The 19,251-nt window shown below is 64.6% G+C and carries 17 protein-coding genes, 1 tRNA gene and 2 pseudogenes; 13 read left to right on the forward strand and 7 right to left on the reverse strand.

What is annotated here, in order from left to right:
- Nucleotides 1-96: 96 nt before the first annotated feature.
- Nucleotides 97-1,362 carry an MFS transporter gene (locus J2R76_RS27430; RefSeq protein ID WP_253625216.1) on the forward strand — a complete coding sequence of 422 codons (1,266 nt, stop codon included), beginning with the start codon at nucleotides 97-99 and terminating at the stop codon, nucleotides 1,360-1,362.
- 39 nt (nucleotides 1,363-1,401) lie between these two features.
- Here the strand turns inward: J2R76_RS27430 and J2R76_RS27435 are convergent.
- Together J2R76_RS27435 and J2R76_RS27440 are read right to left on the reverse strand one after the other, a co-directional pair.
- Nucleotides 1,402-2,612 (reverse strand): annotated as a pseudogene (locus tag J2R76_RS27435) (GNAT family N-acetyltransferase).
- Nucleotides 2,613-2,867: 255 nt separating this feature from the next.
- A pseudogene (locus tag J2R76_RS27440) lies at nucleotides 2,868-3,764 on the reverse strand (LysR family transcriptional regulator).
- Nucleotides 3,765-3,857: 93 nt separating this feature from the next.
- Between J2R76_RS27440 and styA the strand changes: the two are divergent.
- The 3 genes from styA to J2R76_RS27455 all read left to right on the forward strand — a co-directional run bounded on the left by styA (nucleotide 3,858) and on the right by J2R76_RS27455 (nucleotide 6,128).
- Nucleotides 3,858-5,108: a styrene monooxygenase subunit StyA gene (gene styA / locus J2R76_RS27445; protein ID WP_057020386.1), complete on the forward strand. Its 1,251-nt coding sequence runs from the start codon at nucleotides 3,858-3,860 to the stop codon at nucleotides 5,106-5,108.
- A gap of 129 nt (nucleotides 5,109-5,237) precedes the next feature.
- A complete protein-coding gene (locus J2R76_RS27450; RefSeq protein WP_076833763.1) occupies nucleotides 5,238-5,765 on the forward strand; it encodes a flavin reductase family protein in 528 nt (175 codons plus the stop codon).
- Between the two features lie 147 nt (nucleotides 5,766-5,912).
- Nucleotides 5,913-6,128, forward strand: a complete 216-nt coding sequence (locus J2R76_RS27455) for a hypothetical protein (protein WP_076833761.1) — start codon at nucleotides 5,913-5,915, stop codon at nucleotides 6,126-6,128.
- Nucleotides 6,129-6,244: 116 nt separating this feature from the next.
- On the opposite strand, the gene J2R76_RS27460 is transcribed toward J2R76_RS27455, so the two are convergent.
- Nucleotides 6,245-6,331: transfer RNA gene (locus J2R76_RS27460), tRNA-Leu, on the reverse strand.
- Between the two features lie 146 nt (nucleotides 6,332-6,477).
- Here J2R76_RS27460 and J2R76_RS27465 point away from each other — a divergent pair.
- Nucleotides 6,478-7,446 (forward strand): complex I NDUFA9 subunit family protein, encoded by a 969-nt coding sequence (locus tag J2R76_RS27465; protein WP_076833759.1) that lies wholly within the window; start codon nucleotides 6,478-6,480, stop codon nucleotides 7,444-7,446.
- 269 nt (nucleotides 7,447-7,715) lie between these two features.
- Here J2R76_RS27465 and J2R76_RS27470 read toward each other — a convergent pair whose 3' ends face one another.
- Nucleotides 7,716-8,522, reverse strand: a complete 807-nt coding sequence (locus J2R76_RS27470) for an undecaprenyl-diphosphate phosphatase (protein ID WP_028341730.1) — start codon at nucleotides 8,520-8,522, stop codon at nucleotides 7,716-7,718.
- Nucleotides 8,523-8,785: 263 nt separating this feature from the next.
- On the opposite strand from J2R76_RS27470, the gene J2R76_RS27475 reads away from it, so the two are divergent.
- Genes J2R76_RS27475 through J2R76_RS27485 form a run of 3 tightly spaced genes read left to right on the forward strand, consistent with a single transcriptional unit; the run spans nucleotide 8,786 to nucleotide 11,449 of the window.
- On the forward strand, nucleotides 8,786-9,478 hold the full coding sequence (locus tag J2R76_RS27475) for a glutathione S-transferase family protein (RefSeq protein ID WP_057020382.1): 693 nt from the start codon (nucleotides 8,786-8,788) through the stop codon (nucleotides 9,476-9,478).
- Nucleotides 9,427-10,617: a tRNA epoxyqueuosine(34) reductase QueG gene (gene queG, locus J2R76_RS27480; protein WP_076833758.1), complete on the forward strand. Its 1,191-nt coding sequence runs from the start codon at nucleotides 9,427-9,429 to the stop codon at nucleotides 10,615-10,617. The genes J2R76_RS27475 and queG overlap by 52 nt, the downstream gene beginning before the upstream one ends.
- 34 nt (nucleotides 10,618-10,651) lie before the next feature.
- Nucleotides 10,652-11,449, forward strand: coding sequence for an acyl-CoA thioesterase domain-containing protein (locus J2R76_RS27485; protein WP_057020380.1), 798 nt, complete (start codon nucleotides 10,652-10,654; stop codon nucleotides 11,447-11,449).
- 150 nt (nucleotides 11,450-11,599) lie between these two features.
- Here J2R76_RS27485 and J2R76_RS27490 read toward each other — a convergent pair whose 3' ends face one another.
- Together J2R76_RS27490 and J2R76_RS27495 are read right to left on the reverse strand one after the other, a co-directional pair.
- Nucleotides 11,600-12,067 (reverse strand): nuclear transport factor 2 family protein, encoded by a 468-nt coding sequence (locus J2R76_RS27490; RefSeq protein WP_076833756.1) that lies wholly within the window; start codon nucleotides 12,065-12,067, stop codon nucleotides 11,600-11,602.
- Between the two features lie 178 nt (nucleotides 12,068-12,245).
- The gene (locus tag J2R76_RS27495; protein ID WP_076833754.1) at nucleotides 12,246-13,040 is read right to left on the reverse strand and encodes a carboxylesterase; all 795 of its coding nucleotides are present in this window, start codon (nucleotides 13,038-13,040) and stop codon (nucleotides 12,246-12,248) included.
- A gap of 228 nt (nucleotides 13,041-13,268) precedes the next feature.
- Between J2R76_RS27495 and infC the strand changes: the two genes are divergently transcribed.
- From infC to rplT, 3 genes are all read left to right on the forward strand, one after another.
- Nucleotides 13,269-13,808, forward strand: coding sequence for a translation initiation factor IF-3 (gene infC, locus J2R76_RS27500; protein ID WP_026192043.1), 540 nt, complete (start codon nucleotides 13,269-13,271; stop codon nucleotides 13,806-13,808).
- A 432-nt stretch (nucleotides 13,809-14,240) separates the two neighbouring features.
- Complete coding sequence (gene rpmI / locus J2R76_RS27505) at nucleotides 14,241-14,441, forward strand: 50S ribosomal protein L35 (protein WP_008539890.1); 201 nt, start codon at nucleotides 14,241-14,243, stop codon at nucleotides 14,439-14,441.
- 74 nt (nucleotides 14,442-14,515) lie between these two features.
- Nucleotides 14,516-14,875 carry a 50S ribosomal protein L20 gene (rplT, locus tag J2R76_RS27510; protein ID WP_018269297.1) on the forward strand — a complete coding sequence of 120 codons (360 nt, stop codon included), beginning with the start codon at nucleotides 14,516-14,518 and terminating at the stop codon, nucleotides 14,873-14,875.
- Nucleotides 14,876-14,892: 17 nt separating this feature from the next.
- Here the strand turns inward: rplT and J2R76_RS27515 are convergent, their stop codons facing one another.
- The gene (locus J2R76_RS27515) at nucleotides 14,893-15,303 is read right to left on the reverse strand and encodes a hypothetical protein (protein ID WP_057020377.1); all 411 of its coding nucleotides are present in this window, start codon (nucleotides 15,301-15,303) and stop codon (nucleotides 14,893-14,895) included.
- 207 nt (nucleotides 15,304-15,510) lie between these two features.
- Here J2R76_RS27515 and pheS point away from each other — a divergent pair, with 207 nt between their 5' ends.
- Both pheS and pheT read left to right on the forward strand, forming a co-directional pair.
- On the forward strand, nucleotides 15,511-16,593 hold the full coding sequence (gene pheS / locus J2R76_RS27520; protein ID WP_253625217.1) for a phenylalanine--tRNA ligase subunit alpha: 1,083 nt from the start codon (nucleotides 15,511-15,513) through the stop codon (nucleotides 16,591-16,593).
- A gap of 163 nt (nucleotides 16,594-16,756) precedes the next feature.
- Nucleotides 16,757-19,165, forward strand: a complete 2,409-nt coding sequence (gene pheT / locus J2R76_RS27525; protein ID WP_076833752.1) for a phenylalanine--tRNA ligase subunit beta — start codon at nucleotides 16,757-16,759, stop codon at nucleotides 19,163-19,165.
- Nucleotides 19,166-19,251: the final 86 nt, after the last annotated feature.

The following is a 19,251-nucleotide window of genomic DNA, read 5'->3' on the forward strand; positions in this document are numbered from 1 at the left end:
TCGAGGGAACTGTTGCCCGCGCGCCCCCTGAAATCGGGCCGCGCCGACCCTATTTGTTGCCAGCCCGAACCCGCCGTCCCAAATGAAATGAGCCTTATGTCCGACCAGACCATCGCCGCGCCGATCGACGACCAGCAGGAGCGCGGCTTCTCGCGCTACCAATCGTTCCTGATCGCGCTGCTCGCCTTCACGCAATTCACGCTGATCCTCGACTTCATCATCATGTCGCCGCTCGGCGCCATCCTGATGCCGTCGCTGAACATCACGGCCGGGCAATTCGGCGTCGCGGTCTCGGCCTACGCGTTCGCGGCCGGGATTTCCGGCGTCCTCGCCGCCGGCTTTGCCGATCGCTTCGACCGCAAGCGGCTGCTGCTGTTCTTCTATGTCGGCTTCATGCTCGGCACCGTGCTCTGCGCGCTGGCGCAGAATTTCCACGTGCTGCTGCTCGGCCGCATCGTCACCGGCGTGTTCGGCGGGGTGATCGGCTCCGTCGTGCTTGCCATCGTCACCGACCTGTTCCCGCTGCAACAGCGCGGCCGCGCCATGGGCATCCTGCAGACGGCGTTCGCCGCGAGCCAGGTGCTCGGCGTCCCGGCCGGCCTGTTCCTGGCCAATCACTGGAACTGGCACATCTGCTTCGTGGCCATCGTCGGCCTGTCGATTGCCGCGATCGCGGCGATTGCGATCGCGATGCACCCGGTCGATGCCCATCTCAAATTGCAGCACGACAGCAATCCGTTCCGCCATCTGATCGCGACCGTCGGCCAGCCGCGCTACACGCTGGCTTTCCTGGTGACCACGCTGCTCGCGACCGGCGGCTTCATGCTGATGCCGTTCGGCAGCGCCTTCACGGTGCATAATCTCGGCATCGACATCGTCCACCTGCCGACGATCTATCTCGTCTCGGGCCTGTTCAGCATCATCATCGGGCCGCTGGTCGGCCGCGCCAGCGATGCGTTCGGCAAATATCCGACCTTCGTGTTCGGCTGCGTGGTGTCCGTCATCATGGTGCTGATCTACACCAACCTCGGCCACGTCTCGCTGCTGACCGCGATCCTGGTCAATGTGCTGATGTTCATCGGCATCTTCTCGCGCATGATCCCGTCCCAGGCCCTGATGTCGGCGATTCCCGACGCCAGCCAGCGCGGATCGTTCAGCGCGATCTCGGCCTCGGTGCAGCAGCTGTCGGGCGGGCTGGGCTCGGTCTTTGCGGCGGCGATCATCGCGGAAAATCCCGACGGTTCGCTGCTGCATTTCGACCGGCTGGGCTACATCGTCGTCGCAACGACCATCATTTCGATGATCGCGATGTATTTCGTGCAGCGGCCGATCGCGCGACGCGCGGGCCGGCGGATCGTGTGACGGCAGGGCCGCTCGTTCCGGCTACGCGGGCTTCGGCAGCTACATTTGAAGCAAGGAAACGAGAGGAATTGCGCAGAATGCTTTGTCAAGCAAGGCCTTGCGAAGGCGCTGCGCAACGCCGCGGAGCTTCGGATGGTGTTCCACCAACCGCTTGGTGCGGTCCACCGCGGACATCACTCCGGCGGCCTGTCGGCCGAGCCTGGTGAGCGGAATGAAGCTGTCGAACAATGGCTCGTCGTCCTTGCAGAACAGCCGCTTGTAGTCATGCGAGCCGAGGCCGAAGTCGAAGGCGCGATAGTGCCGGCCGGCAAAATGATGGATGATTTCCTGCATCAGGAGCAGGCCGGGACTGAGTTTCGCGTTGTCTGACAAAGTGTAGGTGTTGAACATCGTCGAGAAGCGGTGGCCATCGGCAGCCAAGGCGAAGATCGCGATCACTTCCTCGTCGCATTCGAGCGCATGGATTTCGATGACACGGCCGCCGTGGGACAGCCTTGTCGTGCAGGCGGCGCGGATGAATTTCTCCACGGCGCGTTCGGCGAACACGTTGGACACCTTCCGCTCGGCCAACCGCTCCGACTTCACGCGGAAAAACCAGTCGAGCAGGCGGGCGATATCGGCATCAGTGGAGGCAACGTGATAGCGGTAGCCGGTCAGCTCCAGCAGTTTGCGCTGCTTGAGCTTCATGCGGCGGGAGGGATTGCCGGTCAGGTTCGCGGCCGTTGCGCCCGGCTCGATTGTGCGCATCGGGCAGTTCAGACCAGGGGCTCATGAGGCAGCAGCGCCACCGGGTTTTGCACGCCGCGCCACTGCGCCGGCTGCTGGCGCAACGCCAGCACGTCGACTTTGTCACGCTTGGCGAGCATCGCCATGAATGCGTGGAGATCTGCCTTCGTGGCACCCAAGGCGAACCCACGCTCCCACAGGCCCATATTGAAGGTTGCGTGCTCGCCGCCCATGAAGCTCGCGCGGCGCACGCCGAGAGCCGTTTGCAGGGCGAGCGGCAGCAAGCCCCGTGGTTGGCCATCGCCGTCACGCGCGATGACGATGAAAGGCGACAGTCCCGCGCGCTCACCGACCTCACGCTGCCACGGGGCGAGGAAGTCGAACCGCTGAAAGGGCGTGATGGAATGGCTCGAGTTCTCAAGACTCCGCCAGATCGTCTCGGCGGCGTCGAGATCATGGACGACGTCGACGGCGGCGATGCGCGCTGATTGAGCTCGCGCCGTCCGGCTTTCGATCGCGATCATCGCCAAGCTCTGTCGTGGTGCATAGTCGGAGCGCGGCTGGGGCCGTCCAGTCGGCGCCCGATCTGAGCGTAATTCGATGTCGGGACAAAATTGGCAAAATGCCGCAGGACGAGAGAACTGGGATTACCTCCATCGTTTATTCGTTGGTCATGAAGCTGTCGCTTCGCGCGACGCGCGGGCCGACGGATCGTGTGACGGCAGGGGCTGCGGCGGCGATCGCCGGCGTTCTCAAATTCCCAGCATCGGCCGACGTGTTCAGCCAATCGCAAACATGTCGGCACGCTCAATGATCAGATCGCGGAATAGTCTCGCGCGGTGCGACATCCAATGCGGGTCAGGATAGACGAGATGCATCGGTAGCGATGGTACCGCATAATCCGGCAGCAGATGAACAAGCCGGCCTGCGGCGATGTGTTCGACGGCGCACCAGCTTGGCAGGACCGCGACGCCGAGCCCCTCAACCGTCGCGAGCGTCATCACGTCGGCGTCGTCGCAGGTCATGGACGGCGCGATCTCGACCACATGGCGGCCGGTCTCGGCTTCGAACGTCCACTGATTCCGCGGCGACAAGCGTGAATACGTTACGCTCGGCATGCGGCGCAGATGGTCGGGGAGGAGCGGGGCTTGATGCCGTGCGAGCAGTGAAGGGGCCGCCACCAGGAGGCGCTTGATGGTGCCGACGCGCCGCGCCACCAGCGAGCTGGAGTTCAGCATTCCGATCCGAATTGCCAGCTCCGTCCCGGTCTCCACCAGGTCTACGAACTGCTCGGTGAAGCTCGCATCGAGCCGCACGTCGGGATAGCGGCGAAGATACTCTGCGAAAATGCCGCGGAAAAAGTAGCGACCGAACGAGGTCGGCACAGTGATCCGCAAGGTCCCCGACGGACTGCGAACCCGGCTCTGCGCCGGCGTGCTGGCACTTTCCAACAGCGCGACGATATCCTTGGCGAGCTTGAGCACGCGATCGGCCTACGGCGTCGGACGAACCTTGCGCGTGGTGCGGACGAACAGCCGGCAGCCGAACTCCGCCTCCAACAACGCCACGCGCTTGCTGATGGCCGGCTGTCCGAGGCCCAGATCGCTCGCGGCCTGGCTGAAGCTGCCGGCCTCCATCACGCGAATGAAGGTTTGCAGCGCATCGATTCGATCCATGCATTCCTCCCAGGAATTTGTAATATTCTTATCATTCCCTACATGGACACAGTCGATCCGGTCTAGCCTCTCGGTAACCAGGGAGGATCAACAATGAACAAATCGATCGGGATCGTCGGCGCCGGAATCGGGGGCCTGCATCTGGCTCTTTATCTCCAACAGCATGGGATCCAGGCGACGGTGCTGACCGACCGCACTCCGGAGCAGTACGCCTCGGCGCGGCTGATGAACACGGTCGCCCATCACAGCGTCACGATCGCGCGTGAGAACGAACTAGGCGTGAACCATTGGGATGACGCCGCCACGATCTACCACCACCACGACCATTTCTTTAATTTCCCAGGCAACGGGCTGCTGTTTCGCGGCGCGTTCAAGAAGCCGAGCCGGGCAGTGGATTACCGCATGTACCTGCCCGCGCTGATGAGGGATTTCGAGCATCGCGGCGGCAGCATCGAATATGCCAGCATCCAGGACGACGACATACCGGCTCTGGTTTCACGCTTTGACCTTCTCGTCGTGTCGACCGGCAAAGGTGCGCTCGGGCGAATGTTCGCCCATCGGCCGGAGTTGTCCCCCTACAGCCAGCCACAGCGCCTGCTCTGCGTGGGCCTCTATGACGGCGTCGATCACGGCAGCCCGGACGGTGACGACCCGCGCGGTGTCACGCTCTCGGTGTCGCCCGGACATGGCGAGATGATCGTCATTCCGACGCTGTCATTCAGCGGCATGAAGACGGCGCTCCTGATGGAGAACATTCCCGGCGGCGACATGGCCGATCTGGTCTCGCTGAGCTACGACGCGGACCCTGCAGCCTTCCGCCAGACAATTCTCGACAAGCTGGAAAAGCATCATCCGCACACCTACAACCGGATCGACACCCATCGCTTCGGGCTTGCCCAGCCGCTCGACCTGCTGCAAGGCGCGGTGGTGCCGACCGTGCGGCAATCGTCGGTCGCCTTCGATGGTGAGAAATTCGCCGTCGCGCTGGGCGACGTACATTCAGTGGTCGACCCGCTGATGGGCCAAGGCGCCAACATCGCCTCCTACGCCGCCTTCGAACTCGGCAAGGCGATCGTGGAAACGGTGGCCTTCGACGCACGCTTCGTTGAGGAGGTGGATCGCGCCCGCGAAAATCGCGTGTTCGCGGCTGCGCGCTGGACGAATCTGATGCTGCGGCCGCCGTCCGAGGCGATGGGTCGGCTGATCCTCACCATGGCGCAGGACCGAGAACTCTGCGACGAGTTCACCGATAATTTCAACTACCCGGAGCGTCAGTGGGATCGTGTCGCGACCGACAAGCGCATCCACGCTTGGATCGACAGGCGCGCGCCGCTCGCTGCCTGACGCAACAATGATCGCGAGCCGGCCGTACGGTCCACTTGCACCAGGCCGCGACTGCGTGCCGACAAACCATCTCTCGAACCACACGCCGAAAGGCGCGACCTCTTGCGGTTTCGCCATGGAGCGCGATCGATGAACCCGCATCCCGATCCGGCGAGCTTCCGGGCGGCCGCTGCGCGATTCCCCACAGGCGTGACAGTCGTGGCGAGCATCGACCGCGACGGCACTCCGGTCGGCATGACGGCCAACAGCTTCACGACCGTCTCCACCAAACCGCCGACCGTGCTGGTCTCGGTGATGCGAGGGCGGACCTGGCAGGCGATCATGGATTCGAAGCGTTACGCCGTGAATGTCCTTCACGCGGAAGATCTCGCACTCTGCGCGCACTTCTCCGGCAGGCCGCAGGCCGAAAGCTCGCCATCGCTGGTCAACCGGGAAGAGTTTCCCGTCCTGTCGCAAGCGATCGCCCAGTTCGCTTGCGACGTGGTCCGGTCAATTGACGTCGCCGACCACACGCTGTTCATTGGCGAGGTCCGCTGGTGCCGGCAGCGAGACGGTTCCCCGCTCGCCTTTTATTCCAGCCGATTCTGCAACGGGCTCGGCATGACGATCGAGCCCGCGGAGGCAGTCGCCTATCCCGCCGACGGATGGGCGATCTAAGGCGAAGCGCGAAGCCTTCGCGCGACGACCCCTGGAGAACCCGAAATTTGCGGCGCACTGGAGCGGTGGCGCCACGGGGGAACGATCGCAAGCGCCAGCTGAGCAGGGTGCCTGCCAAGCTCGTCAAGCCCGTCCTGAGATGGTGGAATGAAGATCGGGGACAGAGTCGAAGTCGTGGCGATTCCAGATTCGCTACCGGAATACACGGGAACGCGGACATTCTTCACGAGGTGTCTCGGCCGCCATTTTCCGACCGTCGATCTCAAGGGAGAACTGGTCGAACTCGAAGTCGGCGAGGTGGTCGAGGAGTCCAGCTACATGCACTCGATTTGGATCGAACGAGAATACGTCCGTCGCGTCTAACGACGAGAAATGAGGGCCAACGGTAGAATCGCTGTCTCGCCTCTACCCTCGCTGGGTGATGGCTTGCCCGCACCCACCCCCCGGATACTGAGCGATTTCAATCGCTTAAAAGGGGGTGGTGCCCAGGAAAGGACTCGAACCTTCACGGCCGTTAAGCCACTGGCACCTGAAGCCAGCGCGTCTACCAATTCCGCCACCTGGGCATGTGGAGCGGCTTAGTAAGGATCGGTTGCGCGCTTGTCAAATTCGCGATTGGAAATTCAAATACCCTGTACAGGATAAGGCCGATGGCGTATCGCCAGACGGTTAACCTACGTCAATCGCTCTCGAATCCCACAGGAATCACCCCATGGCATCGAACCTGGACACGCTGGTCACGGTCTTCGGCGGATCGGGTTTTCTGGGGCGGAACGTGGTCCGGGCGCTCTGCAAGCGCGATTACCGCGTCCGAGTCGCGGTGCGGCGGCCCGAGCTAGCCGGCCATCTGCAGCCGCTCGGCCGGGTCGGGCAGATCCATGCCGTCCAGGCCAATGTGCGCTACCCGGCCTCGGTCGAGGCGGCGATGCGTGATTCGCATATCGCCATCAACCTGGTCGGCATCCTGGCCGAGGGCGGTGGGCAGAGCTTCGATGCCGTGCAGGTGAAGGGCGCCGAGACCATCGCCAAGGCGGCGGCCGCGGCCGACGGGCGGATGGTCCATGTCTCGGCGATCGGGGCCGACGCGGATTCGCCCTCGAGCTATTTCCGCGCCAAGGCGGGCGGCGAGGCAGCGGTGCTGGCGGCGTTGCCGTCGGCCACCATCATGCGGCCGTCGCTGCTGTTCGGGCCCGAGGATCAGTTCACCAACCGCTTTGCGGCGCTGGCACGGATGTCACCGGTGCTGCCGCTGGTCGGCGGCGGGGTCAACACGGTGCAGCCGGCCTATGTCGGCGACGTCGCGGACGCCGTGGTCCATGCCGTGGACGGCGAGGCGAAGCAGGGCGCAGCTTACGAGCTCGGCGGGCCGGAAGTGCTGACCATGCGCGAGGTGATGCAGATCATCCTCAAGATCACCCAGCGCGATCGCATGCTGGCGCCGCTACCGTTCGGCCTCGCCAAGTTCCAGTCGTACTTCCTGCAGTTCGCGCCGGGGCCGTTCACGCTGACGCCGGACCAGGTCGAGATGCTGCGTTCGGACAATGTGGTGTCCGACGCCGCCAAGGCCGCCGGCCTGACCTTCGCAGGCCTCGGCATCTCGCCGGATTCGATGGAAGCGATCGCCCCGCAATATCTCTGGCGCTTCCGCGCGACGGGTCAGTTCCAGAAGAAGAGCGCGTAGGCAGCTCTCTCCACCTGTCGTCCCGGCCAAGCCAACGGGTCGCGCGAACGCGCGCCCGATGACAGGCTCCGCGCGAGCCGGCACGGCACCACTACGTTTTTCCCACGCTACCAAGCCCTTCCCCGTCATCCCCGCGCAAAGGCTTTGCCTTTGTCGCTGGAGGTGCGAGCCTCGAAGGATGAACGGCCGGGATCGGGGCCGTCGCCCTTCGAGACGGCCGCTTTGCGGCCTCCTCAGGGTGGCGGTGATGGGATGGTGTCCGTCGCGCCTTACCGTCCCATCGCCAGCGCGATCAGGCCGAGCGTGCCGACGATCACGCGCCACCAGGCGAAGAAGGTGAAGCCGCGGCGGGTGACGAAATTGAGGAAGGCCCGCACCACGATCATCGCCGTGATGAACGACACCACGAAGCCGACCGCGATGACGCTGAGATTGTCGGAGGTGAAGTCGGCCCGGTTCTTGTAGAAATCATAGGCGAACGCGCCGACCATGGTCGGGATCGCGAGGAAGAACGAGAACTCCGCCGCCGAGCGCTTGTCGGCGCCGAGCAGCATCGCGGCCACGATGCTGGCGCCCGAGCGCGACACGCCGGGAATCATCGCCAGGCACTGCGCGACGCCGATCCAGAAATACATCAGCAGCGGGAAGCGGGTCGCATCGTCCTCGTACACTTTGAGATCGAGCTGATCGACCCACAGCAGCACGGCGCCGCCGACGATCAGCGTGAAGCAGACCACCCACGGATTGAACAGGAACTCCTTGATGTATTTGCCGGCGATCAGGCCGATCACGACCGCGGGCAGGAACGCCACCAGCACGCCGATCACGAAGCGGCGGTCGTCGGGATTGGTGAACATTCCGAGCGCCACGCGCCACAATTTGACGAAGTAGAGCGCAAGGATCGCGAGGATCGCTCCGAGCTGGATCAGGATCGCAAAGCTCTTCCAGAAATTGCCTTCGCCCAGATTGAAGAAGCGCTCCGCAAGCAGCAGGTGGCCTGTCGAGGAGACTGGCAGGAACTCCGTGACGCCCTCGATGATGCCGAGAATCACCGCCCGCAGCATATCCGTCATCATGTTGTGGCCTGCCCTGTGTGGAAAACGGGATTCTTCTCGCTTATTCGTACATTGGCCGCAATCGCAAAAAATCGTCAAACAATGGGTTACCCGGCCGATTTGCTGAGCTATAGCGTTTTTGTGACCCGCACCATCTGCGGGGATGGCTACCGGTTTGCGTGCTGACGCGACATAGAGACGACCGGAACTAGTCTGGCCAAAGCACAGGTCCAGACCGCACAGGTTGATGATTTCTTAAGCGCCGCGAAACTACCAAGGGCTTCATGTACACGCTGTATCACCATCCGTTCTGTCCGCATTCGCGCTTCATTCGGCTCGTGCTCGGCGAGTATGGGCTCGATTTGCGCCTTGTGGAGGAACGGGTGTGGGAACGGCGCGAGGCGTTCCTGGCGCTCAATCCGGCAGCCACCACGCCGGTGCTGATCGCCGAGAGCTTTCCGCCGATTCCGGGTGCGCCTGTGATCGCCGAATATGTCGACGAGACGCACGGCCTCGATGCCGGCGATCGGCGGCTGTTGCCGACGTCGACGGCCGAGCGCGTCGAGGTGCGCCGGCTGATGGCGTGGTTCAACGAGAAATTCTTCGAGGAAGCCTCCAACCCGCTGGTGACCGAGCGGATCTACAAGCGGTTCATGAGCGAGGATAATGGCGGCGGCCCGCCGGCGCCCGACATCATGCGCGCCGCCAAGGTCAATGTGCGCTACCATCTGAGCTATATCGGCTGGCTGGCGAAGACGCGGAACTATCTCGCCGGCGACCGCCTGACCTACGCGGATCTCGCCGCCGCGGCGCATCTCTCGGCGATCGACTATCTAGGCGACGTGCCATGGAGCGAGGACGACGCGGCAAAGTCGTGGTACGCGCGGGTGAAGTCCCGCCCGTCGTTCCGCCCGCTGCTCAGCGAATGGCTGGCGGGGGTGCCGGCGTCGCGCACCTATGTGGATCTCGACTTCTGAACCCGGCGGTCAGGCTCTCCCCTTCCGATCTCAAGGCAGCGCTTCAGCGCGAGGCGCATGCGCTCGGCTTCGACGCCGTCGGCTTCACCGCGCCTGATGCGACCAGCGAGCCCGGAAAATATTTCCTCGAATTCCTCGGCTCCGGCGGCCATGGCGACATGGACTGGCTCGCGGCCAATCCGGAGCGGCGCACCGATCCGCGCGTGCTGTGGGGCGGCGTGCGCTCGATCATCATGCTCGGCGTCAATTACGGGCCCGACGACGACCCGCTCGACATCCTTGCACGCCGGTCGCATGGCGCGATCTCGGTCTATGCGCAGGGCGACGACTATCACGACGTGATCAAGAAGCGGCTGAAGGTCCTGGCGCGCTGGCTCGCCACGATCACCGGCGATGAGGTGAAGGTGTTCGTCGACACCGCCGCTGTCATGGAGAAGCCGCTTGCCCAGGCAGCCGGCATCGGCTGGCAGGGCAAGCACACCAACCTCGTGTCGCGCGAATTCGGCTCGTGGCTGTTTCTCGGCGCGATCTATTCGGCTACCGAGCTGCCGCGCGATGTTGCCGAGGCCGATCATTGCGGCAGCTGCCGCGCCTGCCAGGACATCTGTCCGACCGCGGCGTTCCCCGCGCCCTACAAGCTCGATGCGCGGCGCTGCATCTCGTATCTGACGATCGAGAACAAGGGTCCGATCCCGCACGAATTCCGCAAGAGCATCGGCAACCGCATCTATGGCTGCGACGATTGTCTCGCGGTGTGTCCGTGGAACAAGTTCGCGCAAGCGGGGCGCGAGCAGAAGCTCGCCGCGCGCGATGCGCTGCGGGCGCCCGCGCTTGCCGATCTCGCACGGCTCGATGATGCCGCCTTCCGCGCGCTGTTCACAAAGTCGCCGGTCAAGCGCATCGGCCGCGACCGCTTCATCCGCAATGTGCTGATCGCGATCGGCAACTCCGGTGACGCAAGCCTTGTCGGCGAAGCGCGGCGTTTGCTCGACGACGCGAGCCCGCTGGTGCGCGGCGCCGCGGTGTGGGCGCTGTCGCAACTGACCGCCCGCGAAGCATTCGCGGCGCTGGCGTCGCGGGCTGGCGGCGAGCGCGACGTCACCGTGCAGCAGGAGTGGCGCGCGGCCACCGCCTCTTGATTTCATCGCGCCATTCCCGTCATGGTCGCACGCCATGACAAACCAGCCCTTCTTCACCAGGCACGGCGACGGCTTCATGCCGACGGCCGTTGCGAACGGACCGTGGAGTCCGGAATCCCTGCACGGCCGCGTCGTGATCGGCCTCCTCGCCTTCGTCATCGAGGAGCGCCACGGCTCCGACGAATTCGTCCCGGCGCGGCTGACGGTCGACATGTTCCGGCTGCCCAGCATCACGACGCCGATCGAGGTGACGACCAAGCTCGTGCGCGACGGCATGCGCATCAAGATGATCGAGGCCGAGTTTGTCTCTGGCGGCACCAGCATGGCGCGCGCCTCCTGCCAATTGTTGCGCCGGACGGAAAATGCCCCCGGCAATGTGTGGTCGCCGCCGAACTGGAACGTGCCGGCGCCATCAGACATTCCGAAGCCGACCGATCCGAGGCTCGGCATGAACGGCAAATGGGAGACGCGGCCGATCGTCGGCCATATGGGCTCGCTCGGCGAGCGCCGGCTCTGGATGAGCGAGGTGCGCGAGCTCGTCGCGGGCGTGAAGATGACGCCGTTCGTCCATGTCGCGACCGGCGCGGATTTCGCCAGCCCCTTCGCCAATGCCGGCGACCAGGGGCTCGGCTACATCAACAGCGACGTCACGATCTATCTGCATCGCTTGCCGGTGACCAACTGGATCGGCTTCGAGGTGGTCAACCATCACGCCACGGACGGCATCGCGATCGGCGAATGCTGGCTCTATGACGAGAAGGGTCCGATCGGCACCTCCACGGTGGCCGCGCTCGCCCAGCGCAAGCCGATGACCAATCCGCCGCCGCCATGATTGTCATTCCCCGGTGCGCAATTGCGCACCTGAGGGCGATGCGCAGCATCGAACCCGGAATCCATCGGGCCGTAAAGACCAACGGAGAAATGGATTCCGGGTTCGCGCTTCGCGTGCCCCGGAATGACGACGGGGGGATTGAGGCTTAGACTAAGCCAGATGCCGCTGCATCTCCGGCCGCGCTTTCAGCTCCGCGCCCTGCTTGCCGACGATCTTGGCGATCCGCTTCGGCGCGAAGTTCAAATCGACGAAGGCCGGCGCGGTGTTGGCGACCTCGTGGTACTCCGTGATCTTGCCGTCGCGCAGCCGCATGATCGCGACGCCCTCGAACATCGCACGCGCGCCCTTGGCTTCCGGCAAGGTCGAGCGGTAGCTGAACGTGTAGCGCGCGTAGAGCGTCGTGCCATCGCTCACGGGATCATGCATCACCCAGCGGAAATCGGTCGCGGTCCGGTAGAACCAGTCGTCGATCATCTCGCCGATTTTGCCGTGGCCCTTGAAGGCACCGTAGAACACATCGTGATAGACGCCGTCCTCGGTGAAAAGGCTAGCGAAGGCCTTGCCGTTGCGCTGTTCGACCGCGTCGCAGAACGCGCGCAGCATTGTTGTCGTGTCCATTGGTAGTCTCTCCCGGCTCCTCGCTTCTTCTTCCCTCTCCCCTTGTGGCAGAGGGTGGATCGAATGAGCGAGAGCTCATTCGAGACGGGTGAGGGGTCTGTGTCCGCGGAGAGAACCCCTCATCCGGCGCGGACATCGTCCGCGCCACCTTCTCCCACAAGGGGAGAAGGAAAAAAGCTTAGCCGATCTCCGCCACCGCGGCGATGATGCGGGCGATGTCCTGCGGACGCGACAAGCGGTGGTCGCCGTCCTGGATCATGGTGAGCACGACATCTTCAGCCGGCAGGCGGTGCACCAGCGCGAAGGCGTGCTTCCACGGCACGTCGGGATCCTGCGCGCCCTGCAGGATGCGCACCGGGCAGCCGACGTCGATCTTGCTTCCGAGCAGCAAATGTTTGCGGCCCTCCTCGATCAGATTGCGTGTGATCGGATAGGGCGTGCCGTCGCCATAGTCGGACGGACGCAGCCACATGCCCTTGGCCTCGATCTCGGCGCGGACCTCCGGCGAGAAGGCCTTCCACATCAGCTCCTCGGTGAAGTCGGGCGCCGGCGCGATCAGCACGAGGCCGGCGAGCTGTGCCTTCCCGTTCCCGCGCCTGGCAATCTCGCGTGCGAGCAGCAGCGCCATCCAGCCGCCCATCGAGGACCCGATCACGACCTGCGGCCCACTGCAGAACTGCGAGAACACGGCCACGCTCTCCTCGAGCCAGCGGCCGATGGTGCCGTCGGCGAAATCGCCGCCGGATTCGCCGTGGCCGGAATAGTCGAACCTGACGCAGCCGCGGCCGTGCTCGGCCGCCCACGCATCGAGCGCCAGCGCCTTGGTGCCGGCCATGTCGGACTTGAAGCCGCCGAGCCAGAACAGCCCGGGATTGCTGCCGGCACGGGCCCGCACCGCGATCCGGCGCGCCTCGCTGCCCTCGCCGACCTCGATGAAGGCAGGTTCCTGTTCCGATGCGGCGGTTTGGCTCATGGTTCGGTCACTCGCGTGTCAGGCATCTGCTTTTCAATTGTCGCGCGGCACCGGTCAACGGCTGCGACCCCTGCCTTGCGGAGCAGACGAGCCCGCTATATGTGCCGGGCGTGGCCAAAATGCCTCGCAATTGGCGGTTTTGCCGCTTAAGAAGCGAGTTCGCTTGCCCGTTGCAGCATCTTGCTTCAAAATATCCGCCTTCCCTTTCACAACTTTGGAGAGTTACCCATTCGCCGTCCCAATAGAGCCCCGCCCACAGTCGCCAAAGAAGGGCCGCGCACCAATGACGAGATTCGCAACGCACAGATCCAGCTGATCGATGCGGAGGGTGTCAATCAGGGCACCGTCGAAACCATGGTGGCCATCAAGATGGCCATGGAAGCCGGCATGGATCTCGTCGAGATTTCGCCGAATACCAGCCCTCCCGTCTGCAAGATCATGGACTACGGGAAGTACAAGTATTCCGCGCAGAAGAAGGCTGCCGAAGCTCGCAAGAAGCAGAAGGTCGTCGAGATCAAGGAGATCAAGCTCCGCCCGATGATCGACGATCACGACTATGACGTGAAGATGCGCGCGATGCAGCGCTTCTTCGAGGAAGGCGACAAGGTCAAGATCACCTTGCGCTACCGCGGTCGTGAGATGGCGCACCAGGAGATCGGCACCAAGCTGCTGGACAAGGTGAAGGCCGACGTCGCCGAATTCGCCAAGGTCGAGCAGGACGCGAAGTTCGAGGGCCGCCAGGTCGTGATGGTTCTGGCGCCACGCTAGTTCGAATTTGTCGCTTTGTTGAAATGAAATGGCCCGTCAGGCGATCTGGCGGGCTGTTTCGTTTCCGTAGCCCGGATCCACCTCCCCTTGAAAAGGGGAGGTCGCTTTGCTCGCCGAGCAAAGCGGGTGGGGATCTGGTGCCCCCGCAGACGGGATCGCTTGCGGCTGACCCCCATCCCGACCTTCCCCCTTTCAGGGGGAAGGGGAAGACGGTTCCGACCCCGATTTCGCGCCGCAAACGTTGCAAAACCGCCGATCCTCTGTCATAAGCCGGGCCTTCGCCGCCCGGCTGATCAAGGGCTGCCGTGGCGACGTCTGGTGCAGGTTCTTTCAATTCGGAAAAAACCTTAGCACTTTCAACGCTCTAACGAGCATTTTAGCCGGCCGGACGCCTCTCGGGGCGATTTTCGTGCTGTGCGACAGGAGAGCCAAATGCCCAAGTTGAAGACCAAGTCGGGCGCTAAAAAGCGCTTCAAGGTGACCGCCACTGGCAAAGTCATGCACGCCCAGCGCGGCAAGCGCCACGGCATGATCAAGCGGACGAAGAAGCAAATCCGTCAGCTCCGCGGCACCCGCGTGCTGTTCAAGACCGACGGCGACAACGTCAAGAAGTACTTCTTGCCGAACGCCTGATCGCACCGATCGCTTGAACCCTCGCCGCGACTGCGCGGCGCCCCGTCACCTCTTCCAGATCAAGGATTTCCGTCATGTCTCGCGTCAAACGCGGTGTGACCGCTCACGCCAAGCACAAGAAAGTCTACAAGGCCGCCAAGGGCTATTACGGCCGCCGCAAGAACACCATCCGCGTCGCCAAGCAGGCCGTCGAAAAGGCCGGCCAGTACGCCTTCCGCGACCGCAAGCGCAAGAAGCGCACCTTCCGCGCGCTCTGGATCCAGCGCATCAACGCCGCGGTCCGTCCGTTCGGCATGACCTACAGCGTGTTTATCAACGGCCTCTCCAAGTCGGGCGTCGTCGTCGACCGCAAGGTGCTGTCGGATCTCGCGATCCACGAGCCGGTTGCGTTCCAGGCGATCGCCGAGAAGGCCAAGGCCGCGCTGGCCGCCTGAATCCTGGCGGGGCGGCCCTAACGCGATTTGGGGCCCGCCTTCAGCGCCTTCTGCGAATAGCGCTGGGCGACGATCGCCCGGCAGAACGCCGTGAACGAGCGGTACATGGTGCCGCTTTCGTGGTCGTATTTGTGGTCGCAGCGCTTGAGCTGGCCGGCATAGGCCTTCTTCTGCGACGCTCCGAGGCCGGACAGGAAGTCCCCCTCGCACCTCTTCTCGACCACGGCGCCGAACTGGACGTCTCCGCTGGCGCCGTATTCGCACGCCTCGAAGATCTTCATCGCGCGGTTGCAGCTCGGCGCCTTCTGAAGCTCCGCGATGATGTCGTCCATCTGGGTCGATTTGGCGGGACATTCCTCGGTCGCGGCATGCGCCGTGGTGAGCATCAACAGCACCGCCGGCACGGCCAGGCAAGATCGCAGCAACATCGCGTGGGCCTCCTTGAACTCCCCTTGGGTAGCCCGGCCTCCGCGCGGGGTTCAATGCTGCCGGCCACCGGCTCGAAATGACCGGCTTTTCGCTTGACGTTACCGCCTTCGGGCGGCGACAACCCAGCCGAATTTTGGCGCATGGTACCGGTTCGGGTAGCGGTTCTTCCCACCGGATCATGCTCCGCTCAAGCGCAGGAATTGACCGTGTCCGACCTCGCAACGCTCGAACAATCCATCCTCGACCAGATCGCCTCAGCCGCTGACGAGGCCGCCCTCGAGGCGGTCCGCGTCTCGGCGCTCGGCAAGAAGGGCTCGATCTCGGCCTTGCTCGCCACCCTCGGCAAGATGTCGCCGGAGGAGCGCAAGACCGAAGGCGCGAAGATCAACCTCGCCAAGGATGCGGTGACGCAGGCGCTCGCGGCCAGGCGCGACGTGCTGAAAGCGGCCGCGCTCGATGCGCGCCTCGCCGCCGAGACCATCGACGTCACGCTGCCGCTGCGCGAGGCGCCGGCGGAGACCGGCCGCATCCATCCGTTGAGCCAGGTCTGGGACGAACTCACCACGATCTTCGCCGACATGGGCTTTGCGGTCGCCGAAGGTCCCGACATCGAGACCGACGACTACAACTTCACCAAGCTGAACTTCCCCGAAGGCCATCCGGCGCGCGAGATGCACGACACCTTCTTCTTCAACCCGAAGGAGGACGGCTCGCGCATGCTGCTGCGGACCCACACCTCGCCGGTGCAGGTGCGCACCATGCTGACCCAGCAGCCGCCGATCCGCGTGATCTGCCCGGGCCGCACCTATCGCATCGATTCCGACGCGACGCACACGCCGCAATTCCATCAGGTCGAGGGCCTCGTGATCGACAAGGGTTCGCATCTCGGCCACCTCAAATGGATCCTGCACGAGTTCTGCAAGGCGTTCTTCGAGGTCGACCACATCAACATGCGGCTCCGGCCGTCGTTCTTCCCGTTCACCGAGCCGTCGCTCGAGGTCGACATCCAGTGCCGCCGCGACAAGGGCGAGATCCGCTTCGGCGAGGGCGAGGACTGGCTGGAGATTCTCGGCTGCGGCATGGTGCACCCCAACGTGCTGCGCGCCTGCGGCCTCGATCCCGACGTCTACCAGGGTTTTGCCTGGGGCATGGGCATCGACCGCATCGCGATGCTGAAATACGGCATCGCCGACCTGCGCCAATTGTTCGACAGCGACGTGCGCTGGCTCAGCCACTACGGCTTCAAGCCGCTCGACATCCCGTCGATCGCGGGAGGGCTGAGTACGTGAGTCAGGTTCTCCTTGACCTACGTCGCGCTCTCTCCGACAGCGCAACGTCCTTCCGAGCAAGTGGCTTACGCCTCTCCCCAATCCTCCCCCGCAAAGGGGGAGGGAGCCCTGCCGCCGTCGCAAGCACGCTAGTCAACACCAACAAGAACCGAGGCATGCAGCCGTGAAGTTCACCCTCTCCTGGCTGAAGGAACATCTCGAGACCGACGAGCCGCTCGACAAGCTCGCTGACAAGCTCACCATGATCGGGCTCGAAGTCGAGAACATCGAGGACAAGGCGAAGGCGCTCGCGCCGTTCACCATCGCGCGCGTGATCTCGGCCGAGCAGCATCCGAATGCGGACCGGCTGCGCGTGTGCATGGTCGACACCGGCGACGGGGCTGAGCCGGTGCAGGTGGTGTGCGGCGCGCCGAATGCGCGAGCCGGGCTGATCAGCGTGTTCTCGCCGCCCGGCACCTACATCCCCGGCAAGAACATCACCCTCGGCGTCGGCACTATCAGAGGCGTCGAGAGCCGCGGCATGCTGTGCTCGGCGGCGGAATTGCAGATCTCCGAGGATCACGACGGCATCATGGAGCTGCCGGCGGACGCGCCGCTCGGCAAGGGCTATGCCGACTGGGCCGGGCTCGGCGATCCCACCATCGAGATCAATTTGACGCCGAACCGGCAGGACTGCACCGGCGTGCACGGCATCGCGCGCGATCTGTCCGCCGCCGACATGGGCAAGTTCAAAGACCCCGGCATCAGGCCGATCAAGGGCGAATTCCCCTGCCCGGTCGAGGTGAAGGTGGAAGACGCCACGCTGTGTCCGGGCTTCGCGCTGCGGCTGGTGCGCGGCGTGAAGAACGGCCCGTCGCCGGAATGGCTGCAGAAGCGGCTGACCTCGATCGGCCTGCGCCCGATCAACGCGCTGGTCGACATCACCAACTTCATGACCTACGACCGCGCCCGCCCGCTGCACGTGTTCGACGCCAAGAAGGTGCAGGGCAACCTCACCGTCCGCCGCGCCAAGGACGGCGAGACGCTGCTCGCGCTCGACGGCCGCACCTATACGCTCGACAGCAACATCTGCGTGATCGCCGACGAGCACGGCGTCGAATCGCTCGCCGGCATCATGGGCGGCGAAGCCTCGGGCTGCGACGACAACACCACCGACGTGCTGATCGAATCGGCGCTCTGGAACGAGATCAACATCGCGCAGACCGGCCGGAAGCTCGGCATCAATTCGGACGCGCGCTATCGCTTCGAGCGCGGCGTCGATCCGGCCTTCATGGTGCCCGGGCTCGAGCTCGCGACCAAGCTGGTGCTGGCGCTGTGCGGCGGCACGCCGTCCGAGAACGTCGTGGTCGGCAAGCAGTTCGGCGAGGATCGCGTCATCGACTTCCCGCTCAGTGAAGTGAAGCGCCTCGCCGGCATCGAGGTGCCGCTGGTCGAGGTGAAGCTGATCCTCACCCGGCTCGGCTTCATGCTGGCCGGCAACGGCCCCGTGGTGAAGATCGCGATCCCGTCCTGGCGCACCGACGTGCACGGCAAGGCCGACATCGTCGAGGAGATCGTGCGCATCGTCGGCGTCGACAAGGTGCCGATGACGCCGTTCGAGCGCGGCGAGGAGCCGCGCAAGCCGGTGCTGACGCCGATGCAGCTGCGCACCCGCCGTGCCAAGCGCGCGCTCGGCGTGCGCGGCATGGTGGAAGCCGTGACCTGGTCGTTCATCACCAATGACGCGGCAAAACTGTTCGGCGGCGGCCAGAGCGAGCTCGTGCTTGCCAACCCGATCGCGGCCGATCTTTCCGACATGCGGCCGAGCCTGCTGCCGGGCCTCGTCGCGGCGGTTCAGGCCAACATCAATCGTGGCTATCCCGATGTGGCACTGTTCGAGGTCGGCCAGGTGTTCCGCGGCGACCGCCCGGAGGACCAGTTGGTCGCCGCCTCCGGCGTGCGCCATGGCTTCGCCTCGTCGAAGGGGATCGGGCGGCACTGGGCCGGCTCGGCTGCGGCGGATGCGATGGATGCCAAGGCCGACGCCTTCGCCGTGCTGGCGGCCGCCGGCGCGCCGATGCAGGCGCTGCAGATCGTCCCCGGCGGTCCGGCCTGGCTGCATCCGGGGCGCTCCGGCACCATCCAGATCGGCCCGCAGAACGTGCTCGGCACTTTCGGCGAGCTGCATCCGCGTGCGGCCGAGGCGCTCGGCGCCGACGGCCCGATGATCGTGTTCGAGGTGATCCTCGAGCGCATCCCGCAAGGCAAGCAGCGGGCGACGCGCGCCAAGCCGGTGCTGGAGCTCTCGGCATTCCAGCCGGTGTCGCGCGACTTCGCCTTCATCGTCGATCGCAGCGTCAAGGCGGGCGACATCGTCCGCGCGGCGCAGAATGTCGACAAGAAGCTGATCACTGATGTGACCGTGTTCGACGTCTACGAAGGCAAGGGCATCGACCCCGACAAGAAGTCGATCGCGATCGCGGTGACGATCCAGCCGCGCGAGAAGACCATGACCGACCAGGAGATCGACGCGGTCGCCGCCAAGGTCGTCGCCGATGTGACCAAGAAGACCGGCGGCACGCTGCGCGGGTGATGTGAACCACAGGCGGTCTATTGCACCGTCACCCTGAGGAGGCCGCGTAGCGGCCGTCTCGAAGGGTCGACGGCCCCGCCTGTGGC

The sequence above is a fragment of the Bradyrhizobium sp. USDA 4532 genome, assembly GCF_024171315.1.
GTDB lineage: Bacteria > Pseudomonadota > Alphaproteobacteria > Rhizobiales > Xanthobacteraceae > Bradyrhizobium > Bradyrhizobium australafricanum.

Coding starts and splice junctions, on each gene's coding strand:
- J2R76_RS27430 (WP_253625216.1), top strand. CDS start 97: ATGTCCGACCAGACCATCGCCGCGCCGATCGACGACCAGCAGGAGCGC.
- styA (WP_057020386.1), top strand. CDS start 3,858: ATGAACAAATCGATCGGGATCGTCGGCGCCGGAATCGGGGGCCTGCAT.
- J2R76_RS27450 (WP_076833763.1), top strand. CDS start 5,238: ATGAACCCGCATCCCGATCCGGCGAGCTTCCGGGCGGCCGCTGCGCGA.
- J2R76_RS27455 (WP_076833761.1), top strand. CDS start 5,913: ATGAAGATCGGGGACAGAGTCGAAGTCGTGGCGATTCCAGATTCGCTA.
- J2R76_RS27465 (WP_076833759.1), top strand. CDS start 6,478: ATGGCATCGAACCTGGACACGCTGGTCACGGTCTTCGGCGGATCGGGT.
- J2R76_RS27470 (WP_028341730.1), bottom strand. CDS start 8,522: ATGATGACGGATATGCTGCGGGCGGTGATTCTCGGCATCATCGAGGGC.
- J2R76_RS27475 (WP_057020382.1), top strand. CDS start 8,786: ATGTACACGCTGTATCACCATCCGTTCTGTCCGCATTCGCGCTTCATT.
- queG (WP_076833758.1), top strand. CDS start 9,427: ATGGCTGGCGGGGGTGCCGGCGTCGCGCACCTATGTGGATCTCGACTT.
- J2R76_RS27485 (WP_057020380.1), top strand. CDS start 10,652: ATGACAAACCAGCCCTTCTTCACCAGGCACGGCGACGGCTTCATGCCG.
- J2R76_RS27490 (WP_076833756.1), bottom strand. CDS start 12,067: ATGGACACGACAACAATGCTGCGCGCGTTCTGCGACGCGGTCGAACAG.
- J2R76_RS27495 (WP_076833754.1), bottom strand. CDS start 13,040: ATGAGCCAAACCGCCGCATCGGAACAGGAACCTGCCTTCATCGAGGTC.
- rpmI (WP_008539890.1), top strand. CDS start 14,241: ATGCCCAAGTTGAAGACCAAGTCGGGCGCTAAAAAGCGCTTCAAGGTG.
- rplT (WP_018269297.1), top strand. CDS start 14,516: ATGTCTCGCGTCAAACGCGGTGTGACCGCTCACGCCAAGCACAAGAAA.
- J2R76_RS27515 (WP_057020377.1), bottom strand. CDS start 15,303: ATGTTGCTGCGATCTTGCCTGGCCGTGCCGGCGGTGCTGTTGATGCTC.